The sequence below is a fragment of the Kocuria sp. GQ42 genome (assembly GCF_059758435.1).
In genome coordinates this window covers 148,308-174,481 of record NZ_JCAXEN010000008.1, presented here as the reverse complement: position 1 = coordinate 174,481, position 26,174 = coordinate 148,308, and the positions used below count along the sequence as shown (strand labels likewise).

Below are 26,174 nucleotides of genomic sequence, written 5' to 3'. Positions count from 1 at the left end.
CCGCAGCACCGGGGCGGTCCCGGCGGACCGCGCTCTCCATCGGTCCCGAGCATACGGAGTTGCGTCGGAGGGGCCTGCTGCCGGACCGGGCGACACACGCCCGAAACCGGGGGCCGCGTCCGACATCGCCGGGAAACCTCGGCGCCGCACCCCGGAAATCCCGGCTGGCTAGCGTCGCTCCCATCCCGGCGGACCGGGTCCTGCCCGCAGGACCACCGCCCGGCACCCAGCGACTCCTCCCCCGGAAAGCAGGACGGCATGACGGTCCCCGCACGGCGCGCTCTGATCCCGGCCCTCGTGGCCGCCACGCTTCTCACGGGGTGCGGCGCGAAGTACGACCCGCAGCCGAGCGCGCAGGCGGCCCAGACGCCCTCGAGCTCGTGCGTGGACACCTCCGGGGACAGCGTGAAGGTGGGGCTGCTCAACTCCCTCTCGGGCACGATGGCCGTGAGCGAGACGACCGTCAACCGCTCCCTGAACCTGGCGATCGAGGAGATCAACGCCGACGGCGGGGTGCTCGGCAAGGAGCTGGACCCCGTCACCGAGGACGGCGCGAGCGAGCCGACGGTGTTCGCGGAGAAGGCCGCCAAGCTGATCCGGCAGGACTGCGTGGCCGCGGTGTTCGGCGGCTGGACCTCCGCGAGCCGCAAGGCCATGCTCCCGGTCTTCGAGGCCCAGGACTCGCTGCTGTTCTACCCGGTGCAGTACGAGGGGCTCGAGGCCTCCCCCAACATCTTCTACACAGGGGCCACCACCAACCAGCAGATCGTCCCGGCCCTCGACCACCTGCGGGAGCAGGGGCACCGGCGGATCTTCCTGGTGGGCAGCGACTACGTCTTCCCCCGCACGGCGAACCGGATCATCAACGCCTACGCCGCGGCCCACGGCATGGAGGTGGTGGGCGAGGAGTACGTGCCGATGGGCTCGACCGAGTTCTCGACCATCGTCAACAAGCTCCTGGCCTCGGACGCCGACGCGGTGTTCAACACCCTCAACGGCGACTCCAACGTGGCGTTCTTCCGCCAGTACACCTCCGTGGGCCTCGAGGCCGGCGAGGTGCCCGTGGTCTCCGTGTCGGTCGCGGAGGAGGAGGTCCCCGGGATCGGCGTGGAGAACATCGCCGGCCAGCTGACCTCCTGGAACTACTACCAGACCGTCGACACCCCCGAGAACGAGCGGTTCGTGCGGGCGTTCCAGGACCGGTACGGCGCCGGGCGGGTCACGAGCGACCCCATGGAGGCCGCCTACACGTCCGTGCACCTGTGGCGGGCGATGGTCGAGAAGGCCGGTTCCTTCGACGTCGACGCCGTGCGCGAGGCCGCCGACGGGACCGTGGTCGAGGCCCCCGAGGGCACCGTCGAGGTGGACGGGGAGACCCAGCACGTCACCAAGACCCCGCGCATCGGCCGGATCCGCGAGGACGGGCTGATCGAGACGGTCGAGGAGGACGCCGAGCCCGTGGTCCCCGACCCGTTCCTGACCGGCTACGACTGGGCCGACGGCGTCTCGGGCTGAGCCGCCCCGCCACCGCCGGCACCGCCCCCCGACGCCCCGCAGACCGAGAGAAGAGCCGTCCATGGAAGTCATCGTCAGCCAGTTGTCCGCCGGGCTCAGCCTCGGCTCCATCCTCCTCCTCGCGGCCGTGGGGCTGTCCCTGACCTTCGGGCAGATGGGCGTCATCAACATGGCCCACGGCGAGTTCATCATGGCCGGCGCGTACACCGCGTTCACGGTCCAGCAGGTGCTCGGCCACGCCGGGGTCTCCCTGCTGCTGTCGATCCCGATCGCGTTCCTCGTGGGCGGGGCCCTCGGCCTGCTGGTCGAGGGGCTGCTGCTGCGGCGGATGTACCACCGGCCGCTGGACACGCTGCTCGTCACCTTCGGGGTGTCCCTGATCCTCCAGCAGGTGGCCCGGGACGTCTTCGGCGCGCCCAGCGTGGACGTGCGGCTGCCCGAGCTGCTGCAGGGCCCCGTGGAGGTCCTGGGCGTCCCGGTCCCGGCGTCCCGCGTGTTCCTGCTGGCCCTGGCCGTCGTCGTGGTCGCCGCCCTCGCGCTCGTGCTCCACCGCACCTCCCTGGGCCGCCGGATCCGCGCCGTGGTGCTCAGCCGCGACCTCGCCGAGGTCAGCGGGATCTCCTCCCGGCGCACCGACCAGCTGACGTTCTTCATCGGCTCCGGGCTCGCCGGCGTGGCCGGGGTGGCGCTGACCCTCGTGGGCTCCACGAGCCCCACCCTCGGCACCACCTACATCGTGGACGCCTTCCTCGTGGTCGTCGCCGGCGGCATCGGCCAGATCCGCGGGGCGGTGCTCGCCGCGGCGGGCCTGGGCGTGCTCCAGGCCTTCGTCGAGTACTCCACGACCGCCTCGATCGCCAAGGTCCTGGTGCTGGTCGCCGTGGTCGCCTTCCTGCAGCTGCGCCCCCAGGGGATCTTCAGCGTCCGAACGAGAGGCCTGGCATGAGCACCACCACCGCACCCCGTCCCGCCGCCGCGTGGCGCGACCGGCTCACCGGCCCCCGGGGGGCCGCCGCCGGGCTGGCCCTCGGCGCGCTGCTGCTGCTCGTCCTGGCGCCCCTGACCCTCGGCGGGTTCGGCCTGGGCCTGCTCGGCAAGTACCTGTGCATCGCCATGGTGGCCGTGGGCATCGGCCTGGCCTGGGGCCGCGGCGGGATGCTCACCATGGGCCAGGGCCTGTTCTTCGGCCTCGGCGCCTACATCATGGCCATGCACCTGCAGCTCGCGGACACCCGGCTGCTGGGCGAGCAGGTCCCCGAGTTCATGCGGCAGAACGGCGTCACCGAGCTGCCCGCCGTGTGGGCCGTGTTCGCCCACCCGGTGGCCGCCGTGCTCGGCGTGGTCCTGGTGCCGGCGGCGGTGGCCGCGGCCCTGGGCCTGGCGATCTTCACCCGGCGGGTCAAGGGCGCCTACTTCGCGATCCTGTCCCAGGCCCTCGCCGCGGCCTTCGCGGTCTGGCTGATCGGGCAGCCCGTCCTCACCAACGGCTCCAACGGGCTGAGCAGCTTCCGCTCCCTGTTCGGCTACGACCTCGCCGACCCGCGCAACCAGCTGGTCCTCTACCTCGTCACCGCGGCGCTGCTCCTGGCCATGGTGGCCCTCACCTGGCAGCTCCACCGCAGCCGGTGGGGCGAGCTGCTCGTGGCGGTGCGGGACCAGGAGGAGCGCGTGCGCTTCCTCGGCCGCGACCCTGCCCTCGTGAAGACCGCCGCCTACGTCCTGGCCGCGGTGATGGCCGGGATCGGCGGGGCGCTGTTCGTCCCGGTGGTGGGGATCGTCTCCCCCGCCGACGTCGGGGTGATCCCGTCCATCGCGTTCCTCATCGGCGTGGCCGTCGGCGGCCGCGCGACCCTGCTCGGGCCCGTGCTCGGCTCGATCGCCGTGTCCTTCGCCGAGACGTCCCTGGCCTCCGCGTTCCCGTCCTTCTGGGTGTACCTCCAGGGCCTGCTCTTCGTGCTGGTGGTCGGGTTCCTGCCCGGCGGCATCGCCTCGCTGCCCGGTGTGCTCCGGCGTCGTCGCCGCGCCCCCGCGACCGCCCCCGGCGACGGCGACGGCCGCGGCCCCGGAGGGGCCACCACCCCCGACGACCCCGTCCCCACCCCGGCAGCGGCCCTGGCCGCGGAGGAGGCCCGATGAACGCCGCCGCACGCCCCGAGATGCTGTCCGCGCGCCGCCCCGAGTGGAGGAGCTCCCTGCTGGGCCGCACCCCGCCGCAGCCCGGCGGGCTGCGCACGGGCCGCCCCTCCTACCTCGAGATCACGGACCTCACCGTGTCCTTCGGGAGCTTCACGGCCGTGGACGGCGTGGACCTCGTGGTCAACCAGGGCGATCTGCGCTTCCTCATCGGCCCCAACGGCGCCGGGAAGACCACCCTCATCGACGCCGTGACCGGGCTCGTCCCGGCGCGCGGGTCGATCGACCACGACGGCCACCAGCTGGTGGGCCGCAGGACGCACCGGATCACCCGGCTGGGCGTGGGCCGCACCTTCCAGACCGCGAGCGTCTTCGAGCAGCTCACGGTGCTGCAGAACCTCGACATCGCCGCGGAGGCCGGCCGCCCGTCCCTGTCCCTGCTCGCCGCCCGGCGGTCCGTGTCCCGGGAGGTGGAGGAGGCCCTCGAGATCATCAACCTCTCCGCCCTGCGGGACGTCCCGGCCGGGGTGCTGGCCCACGGGCAGAAGCAGTGGCTCGAGATCGGGATGCTGCTCGTGCAGAGGGCGCAGGTGCTGCTGCTCGACGAGCCCGTGGCCGGGATGAGCCACGAGGAGCGGGAGCAGACCGGTGAGCTGCTGCGCCGGATCGGCGGCGACCGGATCACGATCGTGGTGGAGCACGACATGGAGTTCCTGCGCCGCTACGCCACCTCCGTCACCGTGATGGCCGACGGCCGGGTGATCAGCGAGGGCTCCGTGGCCCACGTGCAGGCCGACCCGCGGGTCCAGGAGATCTACCTGGGCACCGCTGCCGCCGCCGCCACCGCGGCCGACCCCCGGGAAGGGGACTCCTGATGCTCGAGCTCCAAGACGTGCACACCGGCTACGGCCGCACCGAGGTGGTCCACGGCGTGGACCTCACCGTCGGCGGGGACGCCGTGGTCGCCCTCCTCGGCCACAACGGGGCGGGCAAGACCACGCTGCTGCGGGCGGTCGTGGGCCTCAACAGGGTGACCTCCGGCCGGATCCTGCTCGACGGCGAGGACATCACCGGGCTCAGCGGGCACGCCCGGGTCCGCCGCGGCATGGCCTACGTCCCGCAGGGCCAGCGCTCCTTCGGTGGGCTCAGCGTCCGGGAGAACCTCCAGGTGGTGGCCGACGGCCGGCGGAACGGGCGGGCCGCCGTCGACCGGTCCCTGGCGATGTTCCCGGCGCTCGAGGGACTGCTCGAGCGCCGGGCCGGGCTGCTCTCGGGTGGGCAGCGCCAGCAGCTGGCGATCGCCCGCGCCCTGATCACCGAGCCGTCCCTGCTGATCCTCGACGAGCCCACCGAGGGCATCCAGCCGTCCGTGGTCCAGGAGATCGAGCAGAAGATCCTGCAGCTGGCCGCCGGCACCGGGATCCGGGTGCTGCTGGTGGAGCAGCGGATCGGCTTCGCCCTGGGCTCGGCCACGGACTGGTACGTCCTGGACTCCGGGCGGGTCAGCGCCTCCGGCCGCGCCGGGGAGCGGGCCGAGGAGCACGCCCGGGCGGCGCTCGCCCTCTGAGCCGGCGCGGGCGCACGCGCCGGGGCGCCTGCCCGGGCGCCCGCGCCCCGGCACGTGCCGGAAACACCCGGTGAACCTCGCCGAAACACGGAGCCCCTACGGTGACGACTGTCCCTGAGCACCCGCCGTCCCGAGGAGAGCCGTGCACCTGACACCCCGTGAGCAGGAGAAGCTGCTGGTCGTCGTGGCCGGCGACCTCGCCCGGCGGCGCCGGGATCGGGGGCTGCGGCTCAACCACCCGGAGGCCGTCGCCCTGATCACCGCCGAGCTGCTGGAGGGCGCCCGGGACGGCCGGACCGTGGCCGAGCTCATGTCCTGGGGCTCCACGATCCTGGCCCGGGCGGACGTCATGGAGGGCGTGCCGGAGATGGTCCACTCCGTCCAGGTCGAGGCGACCTTCCCGGACGGCACCAAGCTCGTCACCGTCCACGACCCCATCCGCTGACCCGCCCGCCCCCGGCACCGAAGGAGCGCCCGTGATCCCCGGAGAGTACGTCCTGCGGCCCGAGCCCGTCGTGATCAACGCCGGCCGGCCCACCACGGAGCTGGACGTGGTCAACCGCGGCGACCGCCCCGTGCAGGTGGGCTCGCACTTCCACTTCGCCGAGGCCAACCCCGGCCTCGAGTTCGACCGGACGGCGGCCCGCGGCTTCCGCCTGGACGTCCCCGCCGGCACCGCGGTGCGCTTCGAGCCCGGCGACCGCAAGCGCGTCCGGCTCGTCGCCCTGGCGGGGCGCCGCGAGGTCCACGGCCTCGCGAACCGGGTGAACGGGCCCCTCGACGCCCCCGGCACGGACGCCCCCGGGAAGGAGCAGGCATGAGCCACGAGATGTCCCGCGCCCAGTACACGAGCCTCTACGGGCCCACCACCGGGGACCTGGTGCGCCTGGCGGACACCGAGCTGTTCCTCGAGGTGGAGCACGACCGCACCGTCCCCGGGGACGAGGTGGTCTTCGGCGGGGGCAAGGTGATCCGGGACGGCATGGGCCACAACGGGCGGCTGACCCGGGACGACGGCGTGGTGGACACCGTGGTCACCAACGCCGTGGTGCTCGACGCCTCCGGGATCTATAAGGCGGACGTCGGCATCCGGGACGGGCACATCAGCGGGATCGGCAAGGCCGGCAACCCGGACATCATGGACGGCGTCGACATCCTGATCGGCGCCTCCACCGAGGTGATCGCCGGCGAGGGCCGGATCCTCACCGCGGGCGGGATCGACTCCCACATCCACTTCATCGGCGCCGACCAGATCGGCACGGCCCTGTCCTCCGGGATCACCACGATGTTCGGCGGCGGCACGGGCCCCGCCGAGGGCTCCAACGCCACCACGATCACCCCCGGCGCGTGGCACCTCGCCCGCATGTTCCGGGCCCTCGACGGCTACCCGATGAACTTCGGGCTGCTCGGGAAGGGCCACGCGAGCGCCGCCGAGCCCCTCGCGGAGCAGATCCGCGCCGGCGCCGTGGGGCTCAAGATCCACGAGGACTGGGGCGCCACCACGGCGGCGATCGACACGGCCCTGGGCGTGGCCGACGAGTTCGACGTGCAGGTGGCCATCCACACCGACACCCTCAACGAGTGCGGGTTCCTCGAGGACACGGTGGCCGCGATCGGCGGGCGGGTCATCCACACGTTCCACACCGAGGGCGCCGGCGGGGGCCACGCCCCGGACATCATCCGCATCGCGGCCCTGCCCCACGTGCTGCCGTCCTCGACGAACCCCACGCTGCCCTTCACCCGGAACACGGCGGAGGAGCACCTGGACATGCTCATGGTCTGCCACCACCTCAACCCGGACATCCCGGAGGACGTGGCGTTCGCGGACTCCCGGATCCGGCCCGAGACGATCGCCGCCGAGGACGTGCTGCACGACCTGGGCGTGTTCTCCATGACCTCCTCCGACTCCCAGGCCATGGGCCGCGTGGGCGAGGTGGTGCTGCGCACCTGGCAGCTGGCCGACCAGATGAAGCGGCGCACCGGGCCCCTGCCCGAGGAGACGGGCCGCGGGGACAACGCCCGGCTGAAGCGCTACGTGGCCAAGTACACGATCAACCCGGCGGTCGCGCACGGGATCGCCGACGTAGTGGGCTCGGTCGAGCCGGGCAAGTTCGCGGACCTGGTGCTGTGGGACCCGGTGTTCTTCGGGGTCAAGCCCCGCGCCGTGCTCAAGGGCGGGCAGATCGTGCACTCGCTGATGGGCGACCCCAACGCCTCGATCCCCACCCCGCAGCCGCAGCTGATGCGGGACGCGTTCGGCGCGAAGGGCACCGCCCCGCACGCCAACTCCATCACCTTCATGTCCCGCGCCGCCGTCGAGGCGGGCGTCGGCGAGCGCCTGGGCCTGCGCAAGCGGGTGCTGCCCGTGGGCGGGATCCGCGGCCTGACCAAGCAGGACATGCGGCACAACCACGCCACCCCGGAGATCGAGGTGGACCCGCAGACCTACGAGGTCCGCGTGGACGGCGAGATCGCCACGTGCGAGCCCGCCGAGGAGCTGGCCATGGCCCAGCGCTACTTCCTGTTCTGACCGGTCCGCCGCCCGAGCCCCGCACGCCCCGAGACACCCCGAAGCCCCACGAGAGGACCCGCACCCGTGATCGTCGAAGCCGTCCTCGGCAACCTGGCCGAGCTCACCGAGCCGGAGCGCGCCGGCCTGCACCTGGAGCGGGTCGCGCTCTCCGGGCCCGAGCTGCGCAAGCGCGTCCAGCGGGTCGTGACCGACCACGGCACCGAGGTGGGGATCCGGCTGAGCTCGCGGCGGGAGCTCAGGGACGGCGACATCCTGCACCGGGACGGCCACAACGCCGTGGTGGTCTCGACCCTGCCCACCGACGTCCTGGTGGTCGCGCCCGCCACGATCGAGCAGATGGGCTTCGTGGCCCACTCCCTGGGCAACCGGCACCTGCCCGCCCAGTTCCTCGGCCCCGCGGCCGAGGTCCCCGAGCTGCCCGGCCACGACGGGGTCATGGTGCTCCAGTACGACCACACGGCCGAGGCCTTCCTGCAGGGCGCCGGGGTGCGCTTCGCGCGCGTCGAGCGGCAGATGGAGGTCCCCTTCCGCCATGCCGAGCACACCCACTGAGCACTCCCCCGCGGGCGCCGCCGGATCGCTCGCCGGGACGCTCGCCGTGCTGCAGCTGGCCGACTCCGCCCTGCCCACCGGCGCGTTCGCCCACTCCCTGGGGCTCGAGACCTACGTGGACGACGGCACGGTCCACGACGAGCCGAGCTTCCTGGCCTGGGTCCGGCACTGCCTGCACCACCAGGTGGTGCCTGCGGAGGGCTGGGCGGTGCGCGCGGTCGCCACGGCGGCCGACGACGACGCCGTGTGGCGCGCCGACGACCTGCTGGCCGCCCAGGCCCTGCCCGTCCAGGTGCGGGACGCCGCGACCGCGATGGGCCGGCGGATGACCGGCATCGGCGCCGAGAACTTCCCCTCCCCCCGGCTGCTGGCCTACGCGCAGCGGCAGCGCGCCGGGACGAGCCGCGGCAGTCCCGCCGTGGCCTTCGCGCTCGTGGGCGCCGGCCTGGGCGTGGCCTGGGAGCAGCTGGCCGGCGCGTACCTCTTCTCGACCGTGACCTCCCTGACCCAGAACGCCGTGCGCGGCATCCCCATCGGCCAGAACGCGGGCCAGCGCGTGCTGCGCGCCCTGCACGAGGACGTCGCCCGCGGCGTCGAGCGAATCGGGTCCATGGCCGACCACGAGGCCGGGGCGACCAGCCCCGGCCTGGAGATCGCCCAGATGCGCCACGCCTGGCAGCGGGCCCGCATGTTCATGTCCTGACCCACCACCGCACCGACCGCACCGACCGCACCGACCGCACCGACCCAGGAGCTCACCATGACCACCGTCTCCCCCGCCCCCTCCGCGCCGACCGGCCGCGGCCCCGTGCGCATCGGCGTGGGCGGGCCCGTGGGCGCCGGCAAGACCCAGCTCGTGGAGCGGGTCACCCGGGCGCTGATCCACGAGGTCTCGATGGCCGCGATCACCAACGACATCTACACGATCGAGGACGCGAAGATCCTGGCCCGCAACGGCGTGCTGCCGCTGGACCGGATCGTGGGCATCGAGACCGGCGGCTGCCCGCACACCGCGATCCGCGAGGACACCTCGATGAACGAGGCCGCGATCGAGAAGCTGTGCGCCCAGCACCCGGACCTGCAGATCGTGTTCGTCGAGTCCGGCGGGGACAACCTCTCCGCCACGTTCAGTCCGGAGCTGGTCGACTTCTCGATCTACGTCATCGACGTGGCCCAGGGCGAGAAGATCCCCCGCAAGGCCGGACAGGGCATGATCAAGTCCGACCTGTTCGTCATCAACAAGACCGACCTCGCCCCGCACGTCGGCGCCGACCTCGACGTCATGGCCGCGGACTCCGCCGTGTTCCGCAAGGACCGGCCGTTCTGCTTCACCAACCTCCGGACCGACGAGGGCCTCGAGCGGATCCTCGCGTGGATCCGGCACGACGTGCTGATGCTGGACATGGTCCCGTGACCGCCGCCGCGCCCGCCGCGGCGGCGGCCGCCGCACCGACGGGCCGGCTCGAGCTGGTCCTGGTGCCCCGCGGGGACCGGACCGTGGCGGCCCACCAGTTCCACGCCGGCGCCCTGCGCGTGCTGCGCCCGCACCACCTGGACGGGTCGGGGCAGCCGTGCTTCGTCGTCGTCAATCCCGGCGGCGGGTACCTCGGCGGGGACCGCTACGAGCTGGACGTCACGGTCGGGGCCGCCGGCACCGCTCTCGTCACCACCCAGTCCGCGACCAAGGTCTACCGCACCCCGGTCGCCCCCGCCCGCCAGGACGTGCGCTTCGAGCTCGGCCCCGGCGCGGTCCTCGAGTACCTGCCGGACCAGCTCATCGCCTACGAGGACGCCGACTACGTGCAGTCCACGACCGTGACGATGGACCCCTCGGCCTGCCTCGTGGCGGGCGAGGTGGTCACCCCCGGGTGGGCGCCGGACGGCACCGTCTTCCGCTACCGCGGCGTGGTGCTGCGCACCGAGGTGCTGATGGGCGGGCGCACGGTGGTCCTCGACAACCTCCGCCTGCGCCCGGGGGAGGACGCCGTGGCCGGGCTCGGCTTCCTGGAGGGCCGCACGCACCTCGGCTCCCTGCTGGTCGTGGATCCCCGGGCGGACCGGGAGCTGGTGGAGGAGGTCCACGACCTGCTCGCCGCGGCCGAGGCCCGGGTGCCGGGGCTGCGGTGCGGGGTCTCCGAGCTGCCGGTGCCCGGCCTCGTGCTCCGCGCCCTGGGCCCCGGCTCCGCGGAGCTCACGGACCTGCTCCTGGACGTCTCGGCGCTGCTGCGCGCACGGTGGACGGGACAGCCGCGCGTGGCCCTGCGGAAGTACTGAACCCCGCCTGCCCTCCCTCCGGGCCCGGGGCGGCCCCCGGGACCGAGGAGAGGACATGGGACGTCAACCCGCCGGAAACGCCGCGGCCACATGCTGGGACGAGGATGGGGGAACAGGGCGCACGAGACGGAAGGGGCTCCCCATGACCGCGAGCAACAGATGGATCCTGGGCCTGGCCCGGGTGCGGCCGGGTGACCGGATCGAGGCCTGGGAGCACCGGCAGCCCCGCTTCACCGGCACGGTCAGCGAGGTGGTCCCGCAGCTGGGGATCGCATGGGTCCTCGAGGACCGCACGGGACTCCGGCGGCTGGTCTCGATCCGGGGCCACCGGCTGCGCCGGTCCGAGCTGGTGACCGCGGCCTGACCGCCCGGGACCCTGGCATCGGCGCCGGAACGCGCGCTCGATGGACCCCACGGGCGGGCACCAGGGCCCGCCGCGGCCGGTGGAGGACACGATGCCAGAGGCTCTCACGTTCGACTCGGGCGGCGTCCCGTGCGCCGCCACGCTGTACCGCCCGGCGCCGGCCGGCGCCGCGGCGCCCTGCGTGGTCATGGGCCACGGCTTCACCGGCACCCAGGACCAGCTGGCCGAGCACGCCGCCGGCCTCGCGGAGCACGGCCTGGCCGTGCTGACCTTCGACTACCGGCGGTTCGGCCGCAGCGGCGGCGCACCCCGGCAGGTCGTGGACGCCGCGGAGCAGCTCGAGGACTGGCGTGCGGCCGTGCGCCTGGCCCGCTCCCTGCCCGGCCTCGACTTGGCCCGCACCGCGCTGTGGGGCAGCTCGCTGTCCGGCGGGCACGTCCTGCGGCTGGCCTCCGAGGACCGGCGGACCCGGGCCGTGGTCGCCCAGGTGCCGGAGCTCGGCAAGGGCTCCGAGAGCACGGCCGGCGAGATCCGGGCCAAGAAGCGGCAGGAGCACATCCCGCTCGGGCTGCTCCTGCGGACCACCGTCCGGCTGCTGGCCGCCGCGGTCCGCGACGAGCTGCGGGGACGGCGCGGGCTCCCCCCGCACTGCATCCCGGTGTTCGCGCTCCCCGGGGACGTGGGCGCGATCATCGACCCGGACAGCGACCGGTACCTGGAGCACGCCGTGGAGACCGGCCCCACCTGGCGCAACGAGTTCGCGCCCCGGCTGCTCTTCCACCCTCCCGTGTACCTGCCGGGCACCGCCGAACGGGTGCGGGCGCCGCTGCTCGTGTGCGTCGCGGAGCAGGACACCGAGACGGATCCGCGGCGGGCCGCGCGGATCGCCCGGGCGGCGCCGCGGGGCGAGGTCGTGACGTACCCGGTGGGGCACTTCGCGGTCTACGAGGACCCCGTGCGCTCACGCGTGCTCGAGGACCAGGCCCGGTTCCTGGTCCGCCACCTCCGCCCCGGGGCGGAGCCGGCCGGCGGCCGCTGACGGTTCCCTCGCCCGGAGCGGCCGAGGCTCCGTCTGCCGGGGGAGGCCCCGGGGCGGGCCGCGCCGATAGCGTGCTGGGAGCGGCCCCGGCGACGGACGCGGGCCGGCCGCGCCGACCTCCCCCGGAAGGACCCCGATGATCGACGCCCTGCAGGAATTCACCTCCTCCCTGCCGCCGCTGCTCCAGTGGCTGGGGGTGGTGGTGGCAGGAGCGATCCCGTTCGTCGAGTCCTACTTCGGGTCCGTCGTCGGCGTCCTGGCCGGCCTCGACCCGGCGATCGCCGTCGGGGCCGCCGTCGTCGGCAACGTCGCCTCCATGCTGGCGCTGGTCCTGGGCGCGCACGGCCTCCGCCGCAGGTTCGCCGGCGACCCCCGGGAGCCCTCGCCCCGGCAGCAGAGGCTGCGCCGGGCCTTCGACAAGTACGGGGTGGCCGGTGTGAGCCTGCTCGGCCAGACCATCCTGCCCAGCCAGATCACGGCCACCGCCATGGTCTCCTTCGGCGCGGACCGCAACGCCGTCATCCGGTGGCAGATCGTCTCCATCGTCCTGTGGGGCGTCGCCTTCGGCACCCTCGCGGCCATGGGCGTCGGCCTGCTGGACGCCGGCTGAGCCGCGCCGGCGCCCGGAGCGCCGGGCCGGGGTGCGGAGCGCCGGGCCGGGGTGCGGAGCGCCGGGCCGGGGTGCGGAAAACCGCAGGCGCACCAGGTGGAGAACGTCGCTGCGGCGACGACCCCCGCGACCGTAGCGTGAGGGCATGAGCACACCGCACGAGACCCGACCCCTTCCACCCGTACCGTGGGCCAGCCCCGGCACCGATCCCGGCACCGGTCGTGGGACCCCGGACGACGCCCCCCGCCCCGCGGGCGGTTCCCGGCCCGCGGGCCCCGCCGCCGGGGCCCGGTCCCGCGAGTGGGGACCGTGGTCTCCCAGGACCCTGTTCTTCGGCACCACCGACCTCGTGGTGGACGCCGCGCTCGGCACGCTGTGGCTGACGGCCCTCGTCTCCCTCGTCTCCGCCGGCTTCGCCTCGCTCGCCGCCCTGGTGGGCGTGGTCCTGCTCGTGGCCGCGATCTACGCGGTCCGCGGGATCGAGTGGGTCGAGCGCCGCCGCACGCAGGCGGCGTTCGGGCTGCACCTGCCCGCCCCGCGCCGGCGCCGCTCGCCCCGCACCGACGGCTGGCGGATCGTCCACCAGTGGTGGCTGGACGTCTCCGACGCCGCGTTCTGGACGGGACTGCTGCACCTGCTCCTCACCACGGTCCTGGGCTGGGTCGCCGTGGCGGCCCTGGCCGGCACCGGCGCCGCCGTCGCCCTGGCCTTCGCGCCGCTCTACGCCGCGCCGAACAACCCGCTCTGGCCCTCCGAGGTGGTCGGGACGTGGCCGGACTGGGCCGTGGTCCTGACCGGGATCACCCTGGCCCTCCTCGGGCTGCTCGTCGTGGTCCTCGCCGTGGCCGCGCACCGGGGCCTGTCCCGGCTGCTGCTCCGGGTGGACGAGGCGGCGGAGCTGCGCCGCCGGGCCGCCGAGGCCGCGGCCGCCCGCGAGACCGCCGTCCGCGGCGCCCGCACCGAGCGCTCCCGGATCGAACGGGACCTGCACGACGGCGTGCAGCCCCAGCTCGTGTCCGTGGCCATGAACCTGTCGATGGCCCAGCGCCGGATCGACCACGACCCCGCCGGGGCCAAGGACCTCATCGGGGAGGCGCACGCCACCACCAAGGCCGCGATCGCCGAGCTGCGCCGCCTGGCCCGGGGCTTCCACCCGGCGGTCCTGGAGGACCGGGGCCTCGACGCCGCCCTCTCCGCCGTGGCCGCCCAGTCCCCCGTCCCGGTCGCCGTGGACGTGCGGGTGCCGCGGCTGGCGCCGGAGACCGAGGCCGCCGTGTACTTCGCGGTCTCCGAGGGCATCGCCAACATCGTCAAGCACGCCCAGGCCGGCGCCGCGTCGGTGCGGGTGGGCCTCGAGACCGATCCCGCGGGAGGCACCCGCGTGATCGCCCGGATCGCCGACGACGGCCGCGGCGGCGCCGTGGTGGTCCCCGGCGGCGGCCTGTCCGGGATCGCCGACCGGATCCGCTCCGCGGGCGGGCACTTCTTCCTCGACTCCCCCGCGGGCGGGCCGACCGAGCTGACCGTCGAGCTGCCGGTCGCCCAGGGGGCGGGATCCTGATGCGCATCGTCATCGCCGAGGACGCCGTCCTCCTGCGCGCGGGCCTCGTCCGCCTGCTCACCGAGGCCGGCCACGAGGTGGTCGCCGACGTCGACACCGCGGAGGACCTGCTCCGGGCCGTCGAGGAGCACGAGCCGGACTTCGCCCTCGTGGACGTGCGGCTGCCGCCGACGTTCACGGACGAGGGCATCCGCGCCGCCGTCCTCGTCCGCTCCCAGCACCCGCGGATCGCGGTGCTCGTGCTCTCGCAGTACGTCGAGGAGCGCTACGCCTCCGAGCTCATCGCGTCCCGCCGGGATGGGCTGGGGTACCTGCTCAAGGACCGGGTCGCGGACGTCGACCAGTTCCTCGAGTCCGTGGAGACCGTGGGCGCGGGCGGCACCGTCCTGGACCCGGAGGTCGTCTCCCAGCTGCTCGTGCGCTCGCGGCACCGCCAGGACCTGGAGCTCCTCTCCCCGCGGGAGCACGAGGTGCTCGGGCTCATGGCCCAGGGGCTCTCCAACGCCTCGGTCGCCGCGAACCTCTTCCTCACCGAGTCCTCGGTGGAGAAGCACATCCGCTCCGTGTTCACCAAGCTGGGCCTCGCCCACGAGGACGGCGGCAACCGCCGCGTCCGCGCGGTCCTGCGCTACCTCGGCTACCCCGACCCCGGGCCCGGCCACACCCCGTCCGCCCACCCGTCCCACCAGGAGCACCGGCCATGAGCACCCACCCCGAGCACCCCGCCGCCCAGGACGTCCCCAGCGACAACGAGCGCACGGCCTGGCTCGTCCCCACCGCCGTGCTCGGCGGCATCGGCGCCCTCCTCCTGCTGGGCGCCGGCGGCGCGACCGCGGCCGCGTCCCTGTCCGTCCAGGAGCACCGGGTGGACACCACCGTGACCGAATCCGTGGACACGGTCGTGGTCGACGGCCGGTCGGCGGTCGTCGAGGTCGTGACGGCCGACGTCCCCGACCTGCGGGTGGAGTCCGTGTACGCCGGGTTCCGGCTCGAGAGCGCCCCCGAGCCCCGGGTCGAGGACGGCCGGCTGAGCATCGACGCCCTCCCGTCCCGCTCCTGGCCGGGCGCCGGCAGCGGGATGCACGTGCGGATCACCGTCCCCGCCGGGGACGAGCCCGTGGACCTGCGGCTCTCCGGGCACGCCGGCGCCCTCAGCGTCGAGGGCGACTTCGGCGACGTCCGGCTCGACACGGAGGCCGGCGTGATCGAGGCGACCGGCAGCGCCCGCACCCTGTGGGCGTCCTCGGAGGTCGGCGCCGTCGACCTCGACGGGATCCGGGTGCGCGAGGACCTGGACGTGCACACCGAGGTCGGCGCCACCGACGTCCGGATCGTCGGCGAGGCACCGCGGCGCGTGGCCCTCACGACCCGGACGGGGGCCGTCGAGGCCGCGGTCCCGGACGCCGACTGGTGGACCCCCGCGGTGGCCGGCGCGGACGACCGCGACCCCGAGGACCTGACGGCGGCCACGGTCTGCGCCGCCGTCCCCGACGACCGCCCGTGCCTGTACGTGGCCTCGGCCGTGGGCGCGGCGGAGATCACCTACGGCGGCCGGTCCGCCACCCCGGGCAGCGGGGCGTCCGGGCGGTAGACTGGACCCTGTTGTCCGGGTCGGGCGCACCGGGAGGGGGGACGGTGCGCACATCCTCCGAGGACCCCTGTGAACCCCCTGACCACCCCTTCCACGGCCGAGCGCGCGGCCCGCGTGCCCGCCGCCCCGGCCCCCGCCGCGGAGCACCCCGCGGCCGCCCCGCACGACACCGGCCGCCGGACGACGCCCTCGTCCGGCGGCCGGTACGCCCGGCTCGTGCAGCTCGCCGGGCGCGACTTCCTGCCGATCGCCTTCGCGGCCCGCCTGCCCCTGGCCATGCTCACCGTCGGGGCGCTCACCCTCGCCACCGCCGTCAGCGGCTCCTACGTCGTCGGAGGGCTGGCGGCCGGCGCCGTCGGGGTCGGCTCGGCGCTGGGCGGGCCCCTGATGGGCCACCTCGCCGACCGTCTGGGCCAGCGGGCCGTGCTGCTGGTCTCCGCCCTCGCCCACGCCGTGGCCATCACGCTGCTGCTGGTCACCGCCTACGCCCCCGCGGGCCCGGACGCGCCGGCCGTGCCGCTGCTCGTCGGCGCGTCCCTGCTCGTGGGCGCCACCTGCCCCCAGGTCGGCCCGCTGGCCCGGGTGCGGTGGCGCGGCCTGGTCGGCGGGAACCGGCGCGAGCTGGACACCGCCCTGTCCTACGAGTCCACCGCCGACGAGCTGACCTTCGTGCTCGGCCCGGCCCTGGTCGGTGTCCTGGCCTCCCTGGTCGCCCCCTGGTCCCCCTTCGTCCTCGCGGCCGTCCTGACCCTCACCATGGTCACGACCTTCGCCGTGCACCCCACGCGCCTGGCGGTCCCCGCCGTCTCACGGGAGGACCGGCGCCGGGCGGCCGCCCGTCCCGTTCCCGTCCGGGAGCGGGTCCTCGTGCTGCTCCCCGTCCTGGGGATGGTGGCCATGGGCGCGTTCTTCGGCGCCGTGCAGAACGGTCTCAACGCCTTCGGCGGCGAGTTCGGCATCCAGAGCGCGACCGGTCTGCTCTACGCCGTGCTCGGCATCAGCTCGGCGGCCGCGGCCCTGTCGGTGGCGTGGTGGCCGCAGCGCTTCCCGCCCGCCTCCCGCTGGCTGGTCAGCTCCGGCGCCATGGCCGCCCTGAGCCTGCTGTTCCTGCTGCCGAGCGGGATCGGGTCGATGCTCGTGGTGCTGCTGCTCGCCGGTCTGCCGCTGGGGCCCGCCATGGTCACGATCTACACCATCGGCGGGGATGTCGCCCGGCCGGAGCGGCTGGGCACGGTCATGACGATGCTCGCGAGCGGTGTGGTCCTCGGCTCCGCCGTGGGCGCGGCGTCGGCCGGGCTCCTGGCCGAGACCGCCGGGCACCGGGGCGCGTTCGCCGCCGCGGTCGGCGCGGCCTGCGCCATGGTCCTGATCAGCGCGGTGCTGGCCGTGCTCCGGCGCCGGGGTCGCTGACGGGCAGGACCACCTCGTTGCGGCGCAGGAAGGCCGGGGTGAACGGTGGGTCGAACCGCGCGAAGCGGGCCGCCGCGACGGGCACGAGCCCCGCCTCCCGGACCGCCCGCTCGAGCCGCAGCCGGTGCTTCTCGTAGGAGCTGCGCGTCCACCGGCCCCGGTAGCGCAGCACGGCGGCGAGGACCGCGGGTTCCACCCTGATCCGTACGGCGGGGTCGGACGGCAGCGGTGCCGTCGCCGCCGTGACGGACGAGGGCAGCACGAAGGCGACCACGTGCGCGCCGGCCGCGTCCTCGGACCCGCCGGACGCGGACCGCTGCCACACGGGAGCGGTCATCGCGATCTTCTGGGGCCCGGCCCCGCCCTGGAGCACCGGAGCGGTCATCGGGATCTCCCGCCGCCCCTGGTTGTTGCCGCTGATGTAGCGGAACAAGGCGTTGAAGGCGGCGTTGCCCGCCCGCTCGAAGGACCCGTGGACCTCGACCTCCGCGAGCACGTGCTCCGGGTAGTGCCGCAGGTCGAACGTTGGGTAGTGCCGCACCGTCGAGTACGGCTGCTGCTCGGTCATGGCGGCACCGTACGCCACGACGCCTCCAGCGGGAAGGACCGGCCGGCTAGACCAGCGGCGACTTGGGCCGGTGCTCCCGGTTCCCCAGGCCCTCGCGGCCGTCCAGGTGGTCGACGAGCTCCCGCAGCGCCTCGAGCGAGCTCACGGTCTCCGACCAGCCGGTGACCTCGCGGATGCGCGTGGTGTCCATGATCGGCACGGCGCCGGCGAGGTCGATCCAGCCGGGGTCGGTGGGCTGCAGCCGCAGCCGGTAGGTGATCGCCACGAGCGCGCGGACCAGGGCCGGCGGCACGGGCAGCACGCGCCGGGCGCCGAGCACCTGCGCCACGCCGTCGGCGCCGACCACCGGCTCGGCGGCGACGTTGAACGCCCCGCCGGCCCGGTGCTGGACGACCCGCCAGAACGCGTCCGCGACGTCGTCGGTGTGCAGCGTCTGGAAGCGGAACTTCTCGGGGAACGGCAGCACGGGCAGGCGCAGCCGGGCAATGAGCTTCCTGGGCACGAGGGCGCCGAAGAAGTAGTCCCCGATCTCGGGGGCGGCGTCCGCCTGGAACAGGAAGCCGGGCCGCAGCCGGGTCACCACGATCCCGGGGTGGGCCTCCTCGAACCGGTTGAGCAGCGCCTCCGTCTCGGCCTTCTGCACGTTGTAGTGCGAGGTCTCGACCCCGCCGACCGGCCAGGACTCGTCCACGGCCCGGTCCTTGGGGCCGGGGCTGTAGGCGCCGAGCGAGGAGGGGTAGACGATCTGGGGCACGCCGGCGAGCACCACGGCGTCGAGCACGTGGACGAGGCCGTCCACGTTCGTCTCGTGCATCAGCGCGAAGTCCCGGTTCGGGCGGATGAGCCACACGAGGTGGATCACGGCGTCCGCGCCGGCCATGGTCTCCGCCAGCGCCGCGGTGGACTCCTTCGCGGCGACGTCGACGGTGTGCCACTCCACGCCGTCGTAGGGCTCCCCGCCCCGCTCGGGCCCCTCGCGGGAGACCCCGACGATGTAGGTGACCTCCGGCGCGGCGTGCAGCCGGCGGAGCACCGCGGTGCCCACGTTGCCCGTGGCTCCCAGGACGACGATCTTCACGGTGCTCCCCCTCCGCCGGTGCAGGACCTACTGGTCCTGGACCCTGCCGCTCTCGCCCTGCAGGCGGTCGATGTGCTTGGACGCCTCGGCCTTGGTGAGGTCCGCCGGCAGCTCCTCGCCGGCCTCGCGGGCCAGGGTGTCGAGGTAGCTGCGCTGCGCGCTGGTCATCGGCTCCTCGCCGGTGGCCCACTCGTCCGGGTCGCGGTCGAGCCCGCTGCCCGGCTCGGGGCTGGAGGCGCCGATGGTCTGCTGCTCGTCGGGGTCCGGGGATCCACTCGCGTTCTCAGTCATGCGCCCCATGATAGTCACATCCCTTATGGTTTCCGCCCCGCCCGGCGGCCCCGCACCCCTTCCCGCCGCACCCCTCCTGCCGCGAGGGGGACGGAGTCAGTAGGCTGGTGGCCCCGGGGAGATCCGTGCGGGGCCCCGGCGACGTCCTTCCACGAGCGAGGAGAAGCAGATGAGCGAGCAGCCGCCCACCGGCCCGAACGGCGCCGCGGGCGCCGGAGTCCGGTCCGACAAGCTCGAGGCCTACATGCTCGGGCACTACATGGGGGCCCTCTCCGGGGTGCGGCTCTTCGACGAGGCGGCCACCACGTGGGCCGGCACCCCCTACGAGGGCCGGTTCGCGGCGTTCGTCGACGAGATCAAGGACGACATCGGCCGCCTCGAGGCGATGATCGACCGCCTGGGCTCCGGCCGACGCACGGTGGCCAAGGGGCTCGGGACGGTCACCGGCATCGCCTCCCGGCTCAATCCGCTGAGCCGGATCCGGGAGCGGACCGGCATCGCCGCCCACGGTGAGCTCGAGATGCTGCAGTCCCTGGTGGTCGCCAAGCGCAGCATGTGGGTCACGCTCCTGGAGCTCGCCCCCGCCGAACCGCGCCTCGACGCCGAGGAGCTGAGGACCCTCGAGGCCGGGGCCGCCGACCAGTACGACCGCCTGCGGGCCATCGCCGCGGAGACGGCACGGGACCGGTTCCTCGCCCGGGACTGACCCCGTGACCGACAGTTCCGCGCCCCGCGGCACCGGGGCCGCCCCACCGCCCGCGGACGAGGACGCCTCCGGCCCGGCCGCCCCGGACTCCTCCCACGCCGCCGCCTGGGAGGCGCTGCTCGCCGGCCGGACCGGCCCCGTGCCGCCGCCGGGGGCGGAGCTCGTCGAACGCTACGGACCGCTCGTGGCGCACCGGGGCCCCCTCGTCCTCGCCCAGCTGGGACAGAGCCTGGACGGGTTCATCGCCTCGCGCACCGGGCACGCCGAGTTCGTGACCGGCCCGGAGGACCGGGAGCACCTGCACCGGTTGCGCGCGCTCGTGGAGGCCGTGGTCGTGGGCGTCGGCACCGTGGTCGCCGACGACTGCCGGCTGACCGTCCGCGCCGTGCCCGGTCCCCATCCCACCCGGGTGGTCCTGGACCCCTCGGCGCGCGCCCCGCTGGCCTCGGCCGTGCTCACGGACGGCGCCGCACCCACGCTGTGGGTCGTGGGCGAGGACGCGGACGCGCCTGCGGCGCCGGCGCCGCACGTCGCGGTGCTGCGGGTGCCCGTGGGCGAGCACGGGCTGGCGCCACGGGCCGTGCTCGAGGCGCTGGCCCGGCGGGGCCTGCGGCGGGTGCTCGTGGAGGGCGGCGGGCGCACCGTCTCCGGGTTCCTCGCGGCTGGGACGCTGCACCGCCTCTACCTCACCACCGCGCCCATGCTCATCGGGGACGGGGTGCCCGGCATCCGGTTCCCCGGCGCGGACCACCTCTCCGGGGCACTGCGCGCCCCCGTGCGCCGCTTCGTGCTCGGCGACGACCTCTGCACCGAGCTGACCTTCCGGGCCTGAGCCCCCCGGTCCTCCGGCGCCCACCCGCCGACCTCGCCCCCGTACCGGGCACCACGTGCGGTGCGGCTCAGGCGCCCAGCCGCTCCCGCAGGCCCTTGACGTGGCCCTCGGCCTGGACGTTGTACTCCGCGGAGCTCACGGTGCCGTCCTGCTCGATGACGAAGGTCGAGCGGAGCGGGCCGGTCCGGGTCTCCCCGTTGACCGTCTTCTCCCCCCAGGCACCCCATGCCCGGGCGGCCTGACCGTCGGGGTCGGAGAGCAGCCGGTAGGGAAGGTGGTACTCCTCGGCGAATCGGGACAGGGTCTCGGGGTCGTCGCCGGAGACCCCGAGCACGGTGTAGCCCAGGTGCTGGAGCGAGGCGAGGTTGTCCCGGAAGTCGCAGGCCTCGGAGGTGCAGCCGGGGGTGAAGGCCTTGGGATAGAAGTAGACGATCACCTTGTGGTCGCGCAGCTCGGAGAGCCGGACCTGCTGTCCTTCGTGGTCGGTCAGTGCGAGGTCGGGGGCCTGTCGGCCGGTCCGGATCTGCTGGGTCATGGGTTCTCCTCGAGGGGTGGATCGGTGGAGCGAGCCGGCGCGCTGGTCTGCTCCGGCTCCTGGATGACGTGGTTACGGGAGGCGTCGAGCGGCCACGCGGCCCACCATCGCACCCACGCAGGCCGAGGACACCGCGAGCGCCCACAGCGGTGCGGTCCGCCGGTGCCGGTGCAGCGGGCGGCTGAGGTCCGGGTCGCAGTCGATGGCGGTGTAGTCGAAGAAGATCGCAGGTGCGGGCGACGGCGCGGTGTGGTTCACGGGTTCCTCCAGGATTCGTACTATGGAATTAAGTTTCCACAATATGAAATTAGTATCTCCTGGGGCGCTCGTCAAGAGGGTGGCGAGAACGGGCGTCCCCTCGGAGACAGCGTCGCGGAGGCCCCCGGCGCGGAGTGCGGCACCGATCCGTCAGCCGCGGCCGGCGAACGGCATCCCCGAGGCGGTCAGCACGAGTGAGTTCACCGTGGCGGAGGCGGGCAGCTCGGCCATCATCAGCACCGCCCGCCCCACCTCCTCGACGGGGAAGCTCGGTTCCGGTCGCAGCGTGCCGTCGGCCTGCAGGGCGCCGCCGTCCGTGCCCAGGCCCGCCAGCAGCTCCGTGGCCGCGTTGCCGATGTCGATCTGCCCGCAGGTGATGCCGTAGGGACGCCCGTCCAGGTCCAGGGAACGGGTGAGGCCGGTGACGGCGTGCTTGCTCGCGGTGTAGGCCGCGGACAGGGGCCGGGGCGCGTGCGCGGAGATCGAGCCGTTGTTGATGATCCGCCCACCCCGGGGCTGCTGCCGCTTCATGATCCGGACGGCCTGCGCCGAGCACAGGAACGTCCCGGTCAGGTTGACCTGCAGGGTGTGCTGCCACTCGTCGGGATCGATCTCGTCCGCCCCGCCGCGGGGCCCGAACGTGCCCGCGTTGTTGAACAGCACGTCGATCCGCCCGGCCAGCTCCTCGATCTCCCGGAAGGCCGAGGCCACGCTCTCGGCGTCGGCCACATCCACCGGGACGATCCGGGCGCCCGGCGCCCCGGCGGCGGTCTCCACCAGGGCGGCACGCCGCCGGCCGGCGAGCACCACCACCCACCCGGCCGCCAGGAAGGCGCGCGCCACCGCGCGGCCGATCCCCGAACCGGCCCCCGTCACCACGAGCACCTTCTCCTCCGCACCCGGACCGCCGTGCCGATCCCCTGCTCCATCCATGACGTTCCCTCCGTGCTCCCTCGGCATGGCCGCAATTCTCCTGCCCCGCAGTGAAACCGAAGTTTCACTCCCGGCACCTCTCTGCAAAAAATCAGTAACACAAGGATGAAACCATTGACTTCAGGCTTGTGAGCCAGTTCACTATACGTAGTGAAAGTTTTCTTCCACATTACGGAATACAGAGAGGTGACAGGCACACTCCATGAAGCTCACCGCGTTCAACTCCCTCAACAGGACCCAGGCGACCGAGGTCGTCCGTCCGGCGCTCGACATCCCGCGCTGGGTGGAGGCCGTGGTCGACGCCCGGCCCTACGCCCACCATGATGCCCTGCTCAGCACGGCCCGGACGGCCGCGAAACCGTTCGGCGCCGAGGAGATCGAGAGAGCCCTGTCCCACCACCCTCGCATCGGCGAGCGGGCCGAGGGCGACCACGCGGAGGCCGGGCTGTCGCGAGCGGAGCAGTCCGCGGTCGACCCCACGGACACCGACGTCCAGCAGCGTCTGCGCGAGGGCAACCTCGCCTACGAGGAGCGGTTCGGCCAGGTGTTCCTCATCCGCGCCGCCGGGCGCACCCCCGAGGAGATCCTCGACCAGCTCTCCGCCCGCATGGACAACGACCCCGGGACGGAGCAGGCCGTGGTCGCCGACCAGCTGCGCCAGATCGCCCTCCTCCGACTCGAAGGACTCGTCACCCCATGAGCTACGTCACCGCCCACGTCCTCGACTCCGTCACCGGCACCCCCGCCCAGGGGATCGCCGTGGCCCTCGAGGCCGCCGACGGCACCTCCATCGCGACCGCCGAGACCAACGCCGACGGACGCGTGCCCGAACTGGGCCCAGAGACCCTGGAATCCGGCGACTACCGGATCACCTTCGCCACGGGACAGTACTTCGCCGGCCGGAACCAGGCGACGTTCTACCCGTTCGTGACGGTGAACTTCACGGTGCAGGCCGAGGAGAGGCACTACCACGTGCCGCTCCTGCTGAGCCCGTTCGCCTTTTCCACCTACCGGGGCAGTTGACCCAGGAGTTGACGGGCCCGCCCGTCTTCGACCGCCCCGAGCAGCAGAGAGCACTTCTCACACTCCAAGGAGAATCGTCATGACTGACGTCACCACCCGGACGGCCACGGACACCGTCGTCCTGGGCAAGAACCAGTACGGCAAGGCCGAGAACCACGTCGTGCGCGTCGACCGCACCACCGACCGGCACGAGATCCGTGATCTCGTCGTCACCTCGCAGCTGCGCGGCGACCTCGAGGCCGTGCACACGGAGGGCGACAACGCCCACTGCGTGCCGACCGACACGCAGAAGAACACCGTCTTCGCCTTCGCGCAGCAGTACGGGATCGAGTCGCCCGAGCAGCTCCTGCTCAAGCTCGCCGACCACTTCACCGGCGAGTTCGAGTGGATCACCGGAGGCCGCTGGGCCGCCCAGGAGTACGCCTGGAACCGGATCGACGACCACGACCACTGCTTCGTGCAGCACAAGGACGAGGTGCGCACCGCGGTGGTCGTGGCCGAGGGCGGGTCCCGCACCGTCATCTCCGGCTTCAAGGACCTCACGGTCCTGAAGTCGACCGAGTCCGGCTTCGCGGGCTATCCCAAGGACAAGTACACGACGCTGCCCGAGACCGAGGACCGCATCATGTCCACGGACGTGGCCACCCGCTGGCGGTACAACACCACCGACGTGGACTACGACGCCGTCTACGCGGACGTCAAGAAGATCATCCTGACCAAGTTCACCGACCACTACTCCCGGGCGCTGCAGGAGACCCTCTACCTCATGGGCAAGGCCGTCATCGAGGCCCACCCGGAGATCGACGAGATCAAGTTCTCCTGCCCGAACAAGCACCACTTCGTCTACGACCTCGGGTTCTGCGACCTGCCGAACAACAACGAGACGCACTACGCGGCGGACCGTCCGTTCGGGCTGATCGAGGCCACCGTCCAGCGCAAGGGCGCGCCCGAGAACGAGCAGGCCTGGATGGGCATCGCCGGCTTCTGCTGAGCCGCGCTCCACCCGGCGCCGCCCACGGCGGCGCCACCGGGGTCCGTCGTCGCCGGCCGTGCACGACGACGACGGACCCCCCGCCACACCCTCCTGCGGCCGGCGCGAACGCCGCCCGCCCGTCCGGCACTCCTGCCGCAACCACCGCGCACCGCGCACCTCTCTCCACCTCCTCGCTCCGCCCCGGTCCTGCCCCTTCGCCGGCCCCGGGCCTCTCCCGTCACCAGGATCCCTAGGAGAACACCATGGCCAGGTCACGCACCGCCGAGCCGCCCAGCACCCGCACCCGACCCCGTCCGGAGGACGAGTACCTCGGAGTGGGCAGCAGCCTCGGCTACGGGCTGCAGCACGTGCTCACCATGTACGGCGGCATCATCGCACCCCCGCTCATCATCGGCGGCGTCGCCGGGGTGACCCCGCAGGAGCAGGGTCTGCTCATCGCGGCCTGCCTCTTCGTGGGGGGACTCGCCACAGTCCTGCAGTCCTTCGGCATCAAGTTCTTCGGCTCCCAGCTGCCCCTCGTGCAGGGCACCTCCTTCGCCTCCGTCGCCACCATGACCGCGATCGCCCAGGGCGACGGCGGCATCCAGGCCGTCTTCGGCGCGGTGATCGCCTCCGCGGTCCTCGGCTTCCTCATCACGCCCTTCTTCGCCAGCATCGTGCGCTTCTTCCCACCGGTCGTCACCGGCGTGGTGATCACCGCGATCGGGCTGACGCTGTTCCCGGTGGCCGCCCGCTGGGCCATGGGCGGCAACGCCCAGTCCCCCGAGTACGGCTCGGTCGGCAACCTCGGACTGGCCGGGGCGACCCTGCTGATCATCCTGCTGCTGTCCAAGGTGGGCAGCGCCGTCATCTCCCGGCTGTCCATCCTCATCGGGCTCGTGCTGGGCACGGTGCTCGCCGCGGTCCTCGGCAAGGCCGACTTCAGCCAGGTCGCCGAGGGCAACATCTTCGCGTTCCCGGAGCCGCTGGCCTTCGGCCCCCCGGTCTTCGAGGTGGCCGCCATCCTCTCCATGTTCATCGTGGTGCTGGTGATCCTCACCGAGACCACCGCCGACATCATCGCCGTGGGCGAGATCGTCGACACGAAGGTCGACAAGAAGCGCATCGCCGACGGTCTGCGTGCCGACATGGCGGCTTCGGCGGTCGCCCCGATCTTCAACGGCTTCACCCAGAGCGCCTTCGCCCAGAACGTCGGGCTCGTGGCGATCACCGGGGTCAAGAGCCGCTTCGTGGTCACGGCCGGCGGCGTGATCCTCGTGGTCCTGGGTCTGCTGCCCGTCCTCGGCCGGGTCGTCGCGGCGGTGCCGCCGCCCGTGCTGGGCGGGGCCGGCATCGTGCTCTTCGGCAGCGTGGCCGCCTCCGGCATCCGCACCCTGGCGAAGGTGGACTACAAGAACGGCGCCAACCTGATCATCGTGGCCACCTCCATCGGCTTCGGCATGCTGCCGATCGCCGTCCCCGAGATCTACGCGAACTTCCCCGGCTGGTTCGAGACCATCTTCCACTCCGGCATCAGCTCCGCGGCCGTGATGGCCGTGCTGCTGAACCTGCTCTACAACGAGTTCCGCGCCGGCAACCCCGCGCGGGGCACGGGCTCCGTGTTCGCCAACGCCCCGGTGCGCGCCGTGCGCTACGAGAGCCTGGAGCACCTGCAGGACCACCTGCAGGAGGGCGACACCGTCAAGGACGGCAAGCTCGTGGACTGCGAGGGCAACCCGGTCCCCGTGATCACCGCCGCCGGCGAGATCATCGACACCAGGGTCTGCAAGTCCCAGGACGGCCCCGGCGGCTCGTCCGCGCACTGACC

At 73.6% G+C, this 26,174-nt stretch carries 31 protein-coding genes; 25 read left to right on the top strand and 6 right to left on the bottom strand.

Annotated elements, in window-relative coordinates; all coding sequences use genetic code 11:
- Positions 1-258: 258 nt before the first annotated feature.
- The 19 genes from urtA (at position 259) to AC6CH6_RS16130 (ending at position 17,149) form a co-directional block, all read left to right on the top strand.
- The gene (gene urtA, locus AC6CH6_RS16220) at positions 259-1,515 is read left to right on the top strand and encodes an urea ABC transporter substrate-binding protein (RefSeq protein WP_498255894.1); all 1,257 of its coding nucleotides are present in this window, start codon (positions 259-261) and stop codon (positions 1,513-1,515) included.
- A 61-nt stretch (positions 1,516-1,576) separates the two neighbouring features.
- On the top strand, positions 1,577-2,461 hold the full coding sequence (gene urtB / locus AC6CH6_RS16215; RefSeq protein WP_368797239.1) for an urea ABC transporter permease subunit UrtB: 885 nt from the start codon (positions 1,577-1,579) through the stop codon (positions 2,459-2,461).
- A complete protein-coding gene (gene urtC / locus AC6CH6_RS16210; protein ID WP_498255893.1) occupies positions 2,458-3,651 on the top strand; it encodes an urea ABC transporter permease subunit UrtC in 1,194 nt (397 codons plus the stop codon). The genes urtB and urtC overlap by 4 nt, the downstream gene beginning before the upstream one ends.
- Entirely contained in the window at positions 3,648-4,523 is an 876-nt protein-coding gene (urtD, locus tag AC6CH6_RS16205) for an urea ABC transporter ATP-binding protein UrtD (protein ID WP_498255892.1), read from the top strand. Before urtC ends, urtD begins: the two co-directional genes overlap by 4 nt.
- Positions 4,523-5,215 carry an ATP-binding cassette domain-containing protein gene (locus AC6CH6_RS16200; protein ID WP_035923281.1) on the top strand — a complete coding sequence of 231 codons (693 nt, stop codon included), beginning with the start codon at positions 4,523-4,525 and terminating at the stop codon, positions 5,213-5,215. Before urtD ends, AC6CH6_RS16200 begins: the two co-directional genes overlap by 1 nt.
- 142 nt (positions 5,216-5,357) lie before the next feature.
- Entirely contained in the window at positions 5,358-5,660 is a 303-nt protein-coding gene (locus AC6CH6_RS16195) for an urease subunit gamma (RefSeq protein WP_017834798.1), read from the top strand.
- Between the two features lie 31 nt (positions 5,661-5,691).
- Positions 5,692-6,036 carry an urease subunit beta gene (locus AC6CH6_RS16190; protein WP_498255891.1) on the top strand — a complete coding sequence of 115 codons (345 nt, stop codon included), beginning with the start codon at positions 5,692-5,694 and terminating at the stop codon, positions 6,034-6,036.
- Positions 6,033-7,745 (top strand): urease subunit alpha, encoded by a 1,713-nt coding sequence (ureC, locus tag AC6CH6_RS16185; protein WP_498255890.1) that lies wholly within the window; start codon positions 6,033-6,035, stop codon positions 7,743-7,745. The genes AC6CH6_RS16190 and ureC overlap by 4 nt, the downstream gene beginning before the upstream one ends.
- Positions 7,746-7,811: 66 nt before the next feature.
- A complete protein-coding gene (ureE, locus tag AC6CH6_RS16180) occupies positions 7,812-8,300 on the top strand; it encodes an urease accessory protein UreE (RefSeq protein WP_498255889.1) in 489 nt (162 codons plus the stop codon).
- On the top strand, positions 8,281-9,003 hold the full coding sequence (locus tag AC6CH6_RS16175) for an urease accessory protein UreF (RefSeq protein ID WP_480153951.1): 723 nt from the start codon (positions 8,281-8,283) through the stop codon (positions 9,001-9,003). Before ureE ends, AC6CH6_RS16175 begins: the two co-directional genes overlap by 20 nt.
- A 57-nt stretch (positions 9,004-9,060) precedes the next feature.
- Complete coding sequence (gene ureG, locus AC6CH6_RS16170) at positions 9,061-9,714, top strand: urease accessory protein UreG (protein WP_133410987.1); 654 nt, start codon at positions 9,061-9,063, stop codon at positions 9,712-9,714.
- Positions 9,711-10,574: an urease accessory protein UreD gene (locus AC6CH6_RS16165; RefSeq protein WP_498255888.1), complete on the top strand. Its 864-nt coding sequence runs from the start codon at positions 9,711-9,713 to the stop codon at positions 10,572-10,574. Before ureG ends, AC6CH6_RS16165 begins: the two co-directional genes overlap by 4 nt.
- Before the next feature lie 142 nt (positions 10,575-10,716).
- Positions 10,717-10,938 carry a hypothetical protein gene (locus tag AC6CH6_RS16160; protein ID WP_498255887.1) on the top strand — a complete coding sequence of 74 codons (222 nt, stop codon included), beginning with the start codon at positions 10,717-10,719 and terminating at the stop codon, positions 10,936-10,938.
- Between the two features lie 91 nt (positions 10,939-11,029).
- Positions 11,030-11,977 (top strand): alpha/beta hydrolase, encoded by a 948-nt coding sequence (locus AC6CH6_RS16155; RefSeq protein ID WP_498255886.1) that lies wholly within the window; start codon positions 11,030-11,032, stop codon positions 11,975-11,977.
- A gap of 136 nt (positions 11,978-12,113) precedes the next feature.
- Positions 12,114-12,587, top strand: a complete 474-nt coding sequence (locus AC6CH6_RS16150) for a hypothetical protein (protein WP_017834789.1) — start codon at positions 12,114-12,116, stop codon at positions 12,585-12,587.
- 145 nt (positions 12,588-12,732) lie between these two features.
- Positions 12,733-14,148 (top strand): sensor histidine kinase, encoded by a 1,416-nt coding sequence (locus AC6CH6_RS16145; protein ID WP_498255885.1) that lies wholly within the window; start codon positions 12,733-12,735, stop codon positions 14,146-14,148.
- Positions 14,148-14,852 carry a response regulator transcription factor gene (locus tag AC6CH6_RS16140; RefSeq protein ID WP_368812551.1) on the top strand — a complete coding sequence of 235 codons (705 nt, stop codon included), beginning with the start codon at positions 14,148-14,150 and terminating at the stop codon, positions 14,850-14,852. The genes AC6CH6_RS16145 and AC6CH6_RS16140 overlap by 1 nt, the downstream gene beginning before the upstream one ends.
- Positions 14,849-15,739 carry a hypothetical protein gene (locus AC6CH6_RS16135; RefSeq protein WP_498255884.1) on the top strand — a complete coding sequence of 297 codons (891 nt, stop codon included), beginning with the start codon at positions 14,849-14,851 and terminating at the stop codon, positions 15,737-15,739. Before AC6CH6_RS16140 ends, AC6CH6_RS16135 begins: the two co-directional genes overlap by 4 nt.
- A gap of 69 nt (positions 15,740-15,808) precedes the next feature.
- Positions 15,809-17,149 (top strand): MFS transporter, encoded by a 1,341-nt coding sequence (locus AC6CH6_RS16130; protein ID WP_498255883.1) that lies wholly within the window; start codon positions 15,809-15,811, stop codon positions 17,147-17,149.
- Here AC6CH6_RS16130 and AC6CH6_RS16125 read toward each other — a convergent pair.
- The 3 genes from AC6CH6_RS16125 to AC6CH6_RS16115 are packed head-to-tail and all read right to left on the bottom strand — an operon-like array spanning position 17,109 to position 19,086.
- Positions 17,109-17,717, bottom strand: a complete 609-nt coding sequence (locus AC6CH6_RS16125; RefSeq protein WP_498255882.1) for an SOUL family heme-binding protein — start codon at positions 17,715-17,717, stop codon at positions 17,109-17,111. The two genes, AC6CH6_RS16130 and AC6CH6_RS16125, sit on opposite strands and share 41 nt — an antisense overlap.
- A 46-nt stretch (positions 17,718-17,763) precedes the next feature.
- Positions 17,764-18,795: an NAD-dependent epimerase/dehydratase family protein gene (locus AC6CH6_RS16120; RefSeq protein ID WP_498255881.1), complete on the bottom strand. Its 1,032-nt coding sequence runs from the start codon at positions 18,793-18,795 to the stop codon at positions 17,764-17,766.
- Positions 18,796-18,822: 27 nt separating this feature from the next.
- Entirely contained in the window at positions 18,823-19,086 is a 264-nt protein-coding gene (locus AC6CH6_RS16115) for a DUF3072 domain-containing protein (protein ID WP_017834783.1), read from the bottom strand.
- Positions 19,087-19,255: 169 nt separating this feature from the next.
- On the opposite strand from AC6CH6_RS16115, the gene AC6CH6_RS16110 reads away from it, so the two are divergent.
- Positions 19,256-19,792 (top strand): hypothetical protein, encoded by a 537-nt coding sequence (locus tag AC6CH6_RS16110; protein WP_017834782.1) that lies wholly within the window; start codon positions 19,256-19,258, stop codon positions 19,790-19,792.
- A gap of 4 nt (positions 19,793-19,796) precedes the next feature.
- Positions 19,797-20,624, top strand: coding sequence for a RibD family protein (locus tag AC6CH6_RS16105; protein WP_498255880.1), 828 nt, complete (start codon positions 19,797-19,799; stop codon positions 20,622-20,624).
- A 67-nt stretch (positions 20,625-20,691) separates the two neighbouring features.
- Here the strand turns inward: AC6CH6_RS16105 and bcp are convergent, their stop codons facing one another.
- The 3 genes from bcp to AC6CH6_RS16090 form a co-directional block, all read right to left on the bottom strand.
- Positions 20,692-21,159 (bottom strand): thioredoxin-dependent thiol peroxidase, encoded by a 468-nt coding sequence (gene bcp, locus AC6CH6_RS16100; protein ID WP_419968733.1) that lies wholly within the window; start codon positions 21,157-21,159, stop codon positions 20,692-20,694.
- A gap of 72 nt (positions 21,160-21,231) precedes the next feature.
- Entirely contained in the window at positions 21,232-21,417 is a 186-nt protein-coding gene (locus AC6CH6_RS16095; RefSeq protein WP_368797222.1) for a hypothetical protein, read from the bottom strand.
- A gap of 150 nt (positions 21,418-21,567) precedes the next feature.
- Positions 21,568-22,350 carry an SDR family oxidoreductase gene (locus tag AC6CH6_RS16090; RefSeq protein WP_498255879.1) on the bottom strand — a complete coding sequence of 261 codons (783 nt, stop codon included), beginning with the start codon at positions 22,348-22,350 and terminating at the stop codon, positions 21,568-21,570.
- Between the two features lie 202 nt (positions 22,351-22,552).
- Here AC6CH6_RS16090 and uraD point away from each other — a divergent pair, with 202 nt between their 5' ends.
- From uraD to AC6CH6_RS16070, 4 genes are all read left to right on the top strand, one after another.
- Positions 22,553-23,050, top strand: a complete 498-nt coding sequence (uraD, locus tag AC6CH6_RS16085; RefSeq protein WP_498255878.1) for a 2-oxo-4-hydroxy-4-carboxy-5-ureidoimidazoline decarboxylase — start codon at positions 22,553-22,555, stop codon at positions 23,048-23,050.
- Positions 23,047-23,373, top strand: a complete 327-nt coding sequence (gene uraH, locus AC6CH6_RS16080; protein ID WP_498255877.1) for a hydroxyisourate hydrolase — start codon at positions 23,047-23,049, stop codon at positions 23,371-23,373. Before uraD ends, uraH begins: the two co-directional genes overlap by 4 nt.
- Positions 23,374-23,452: 79 nt before the next feature.
- Positions 23,453-24,364, top strand: coding sequence for a factor-independent urate hydroxylase (pucL, locus tag AC6CH6_RS16075; protein WP_498255876.1), 912 nt, complete (start codon positions 23,453-23,455; stop codon positions 24,362-24,364).
- A 245-nt stretch (positions 24,365-24,609) separates the two neighbouring features.
- The gene (locus AC6CH6_RS16070; RefSeq protein ID WP_498255875.1) at positions 24,610-26,172 is read left to right on the top strand and encodes a nucleobase:cation symporter-2 family protein; all 1,563 of its coding nucleotides are present in this window, start codon (positions 24,610-24,612) and stop codon (positions 26,170-26,172) included.
- The last annotated feature ends 2 nt before the right edge of the window (positions 26,173-26,174 follow it).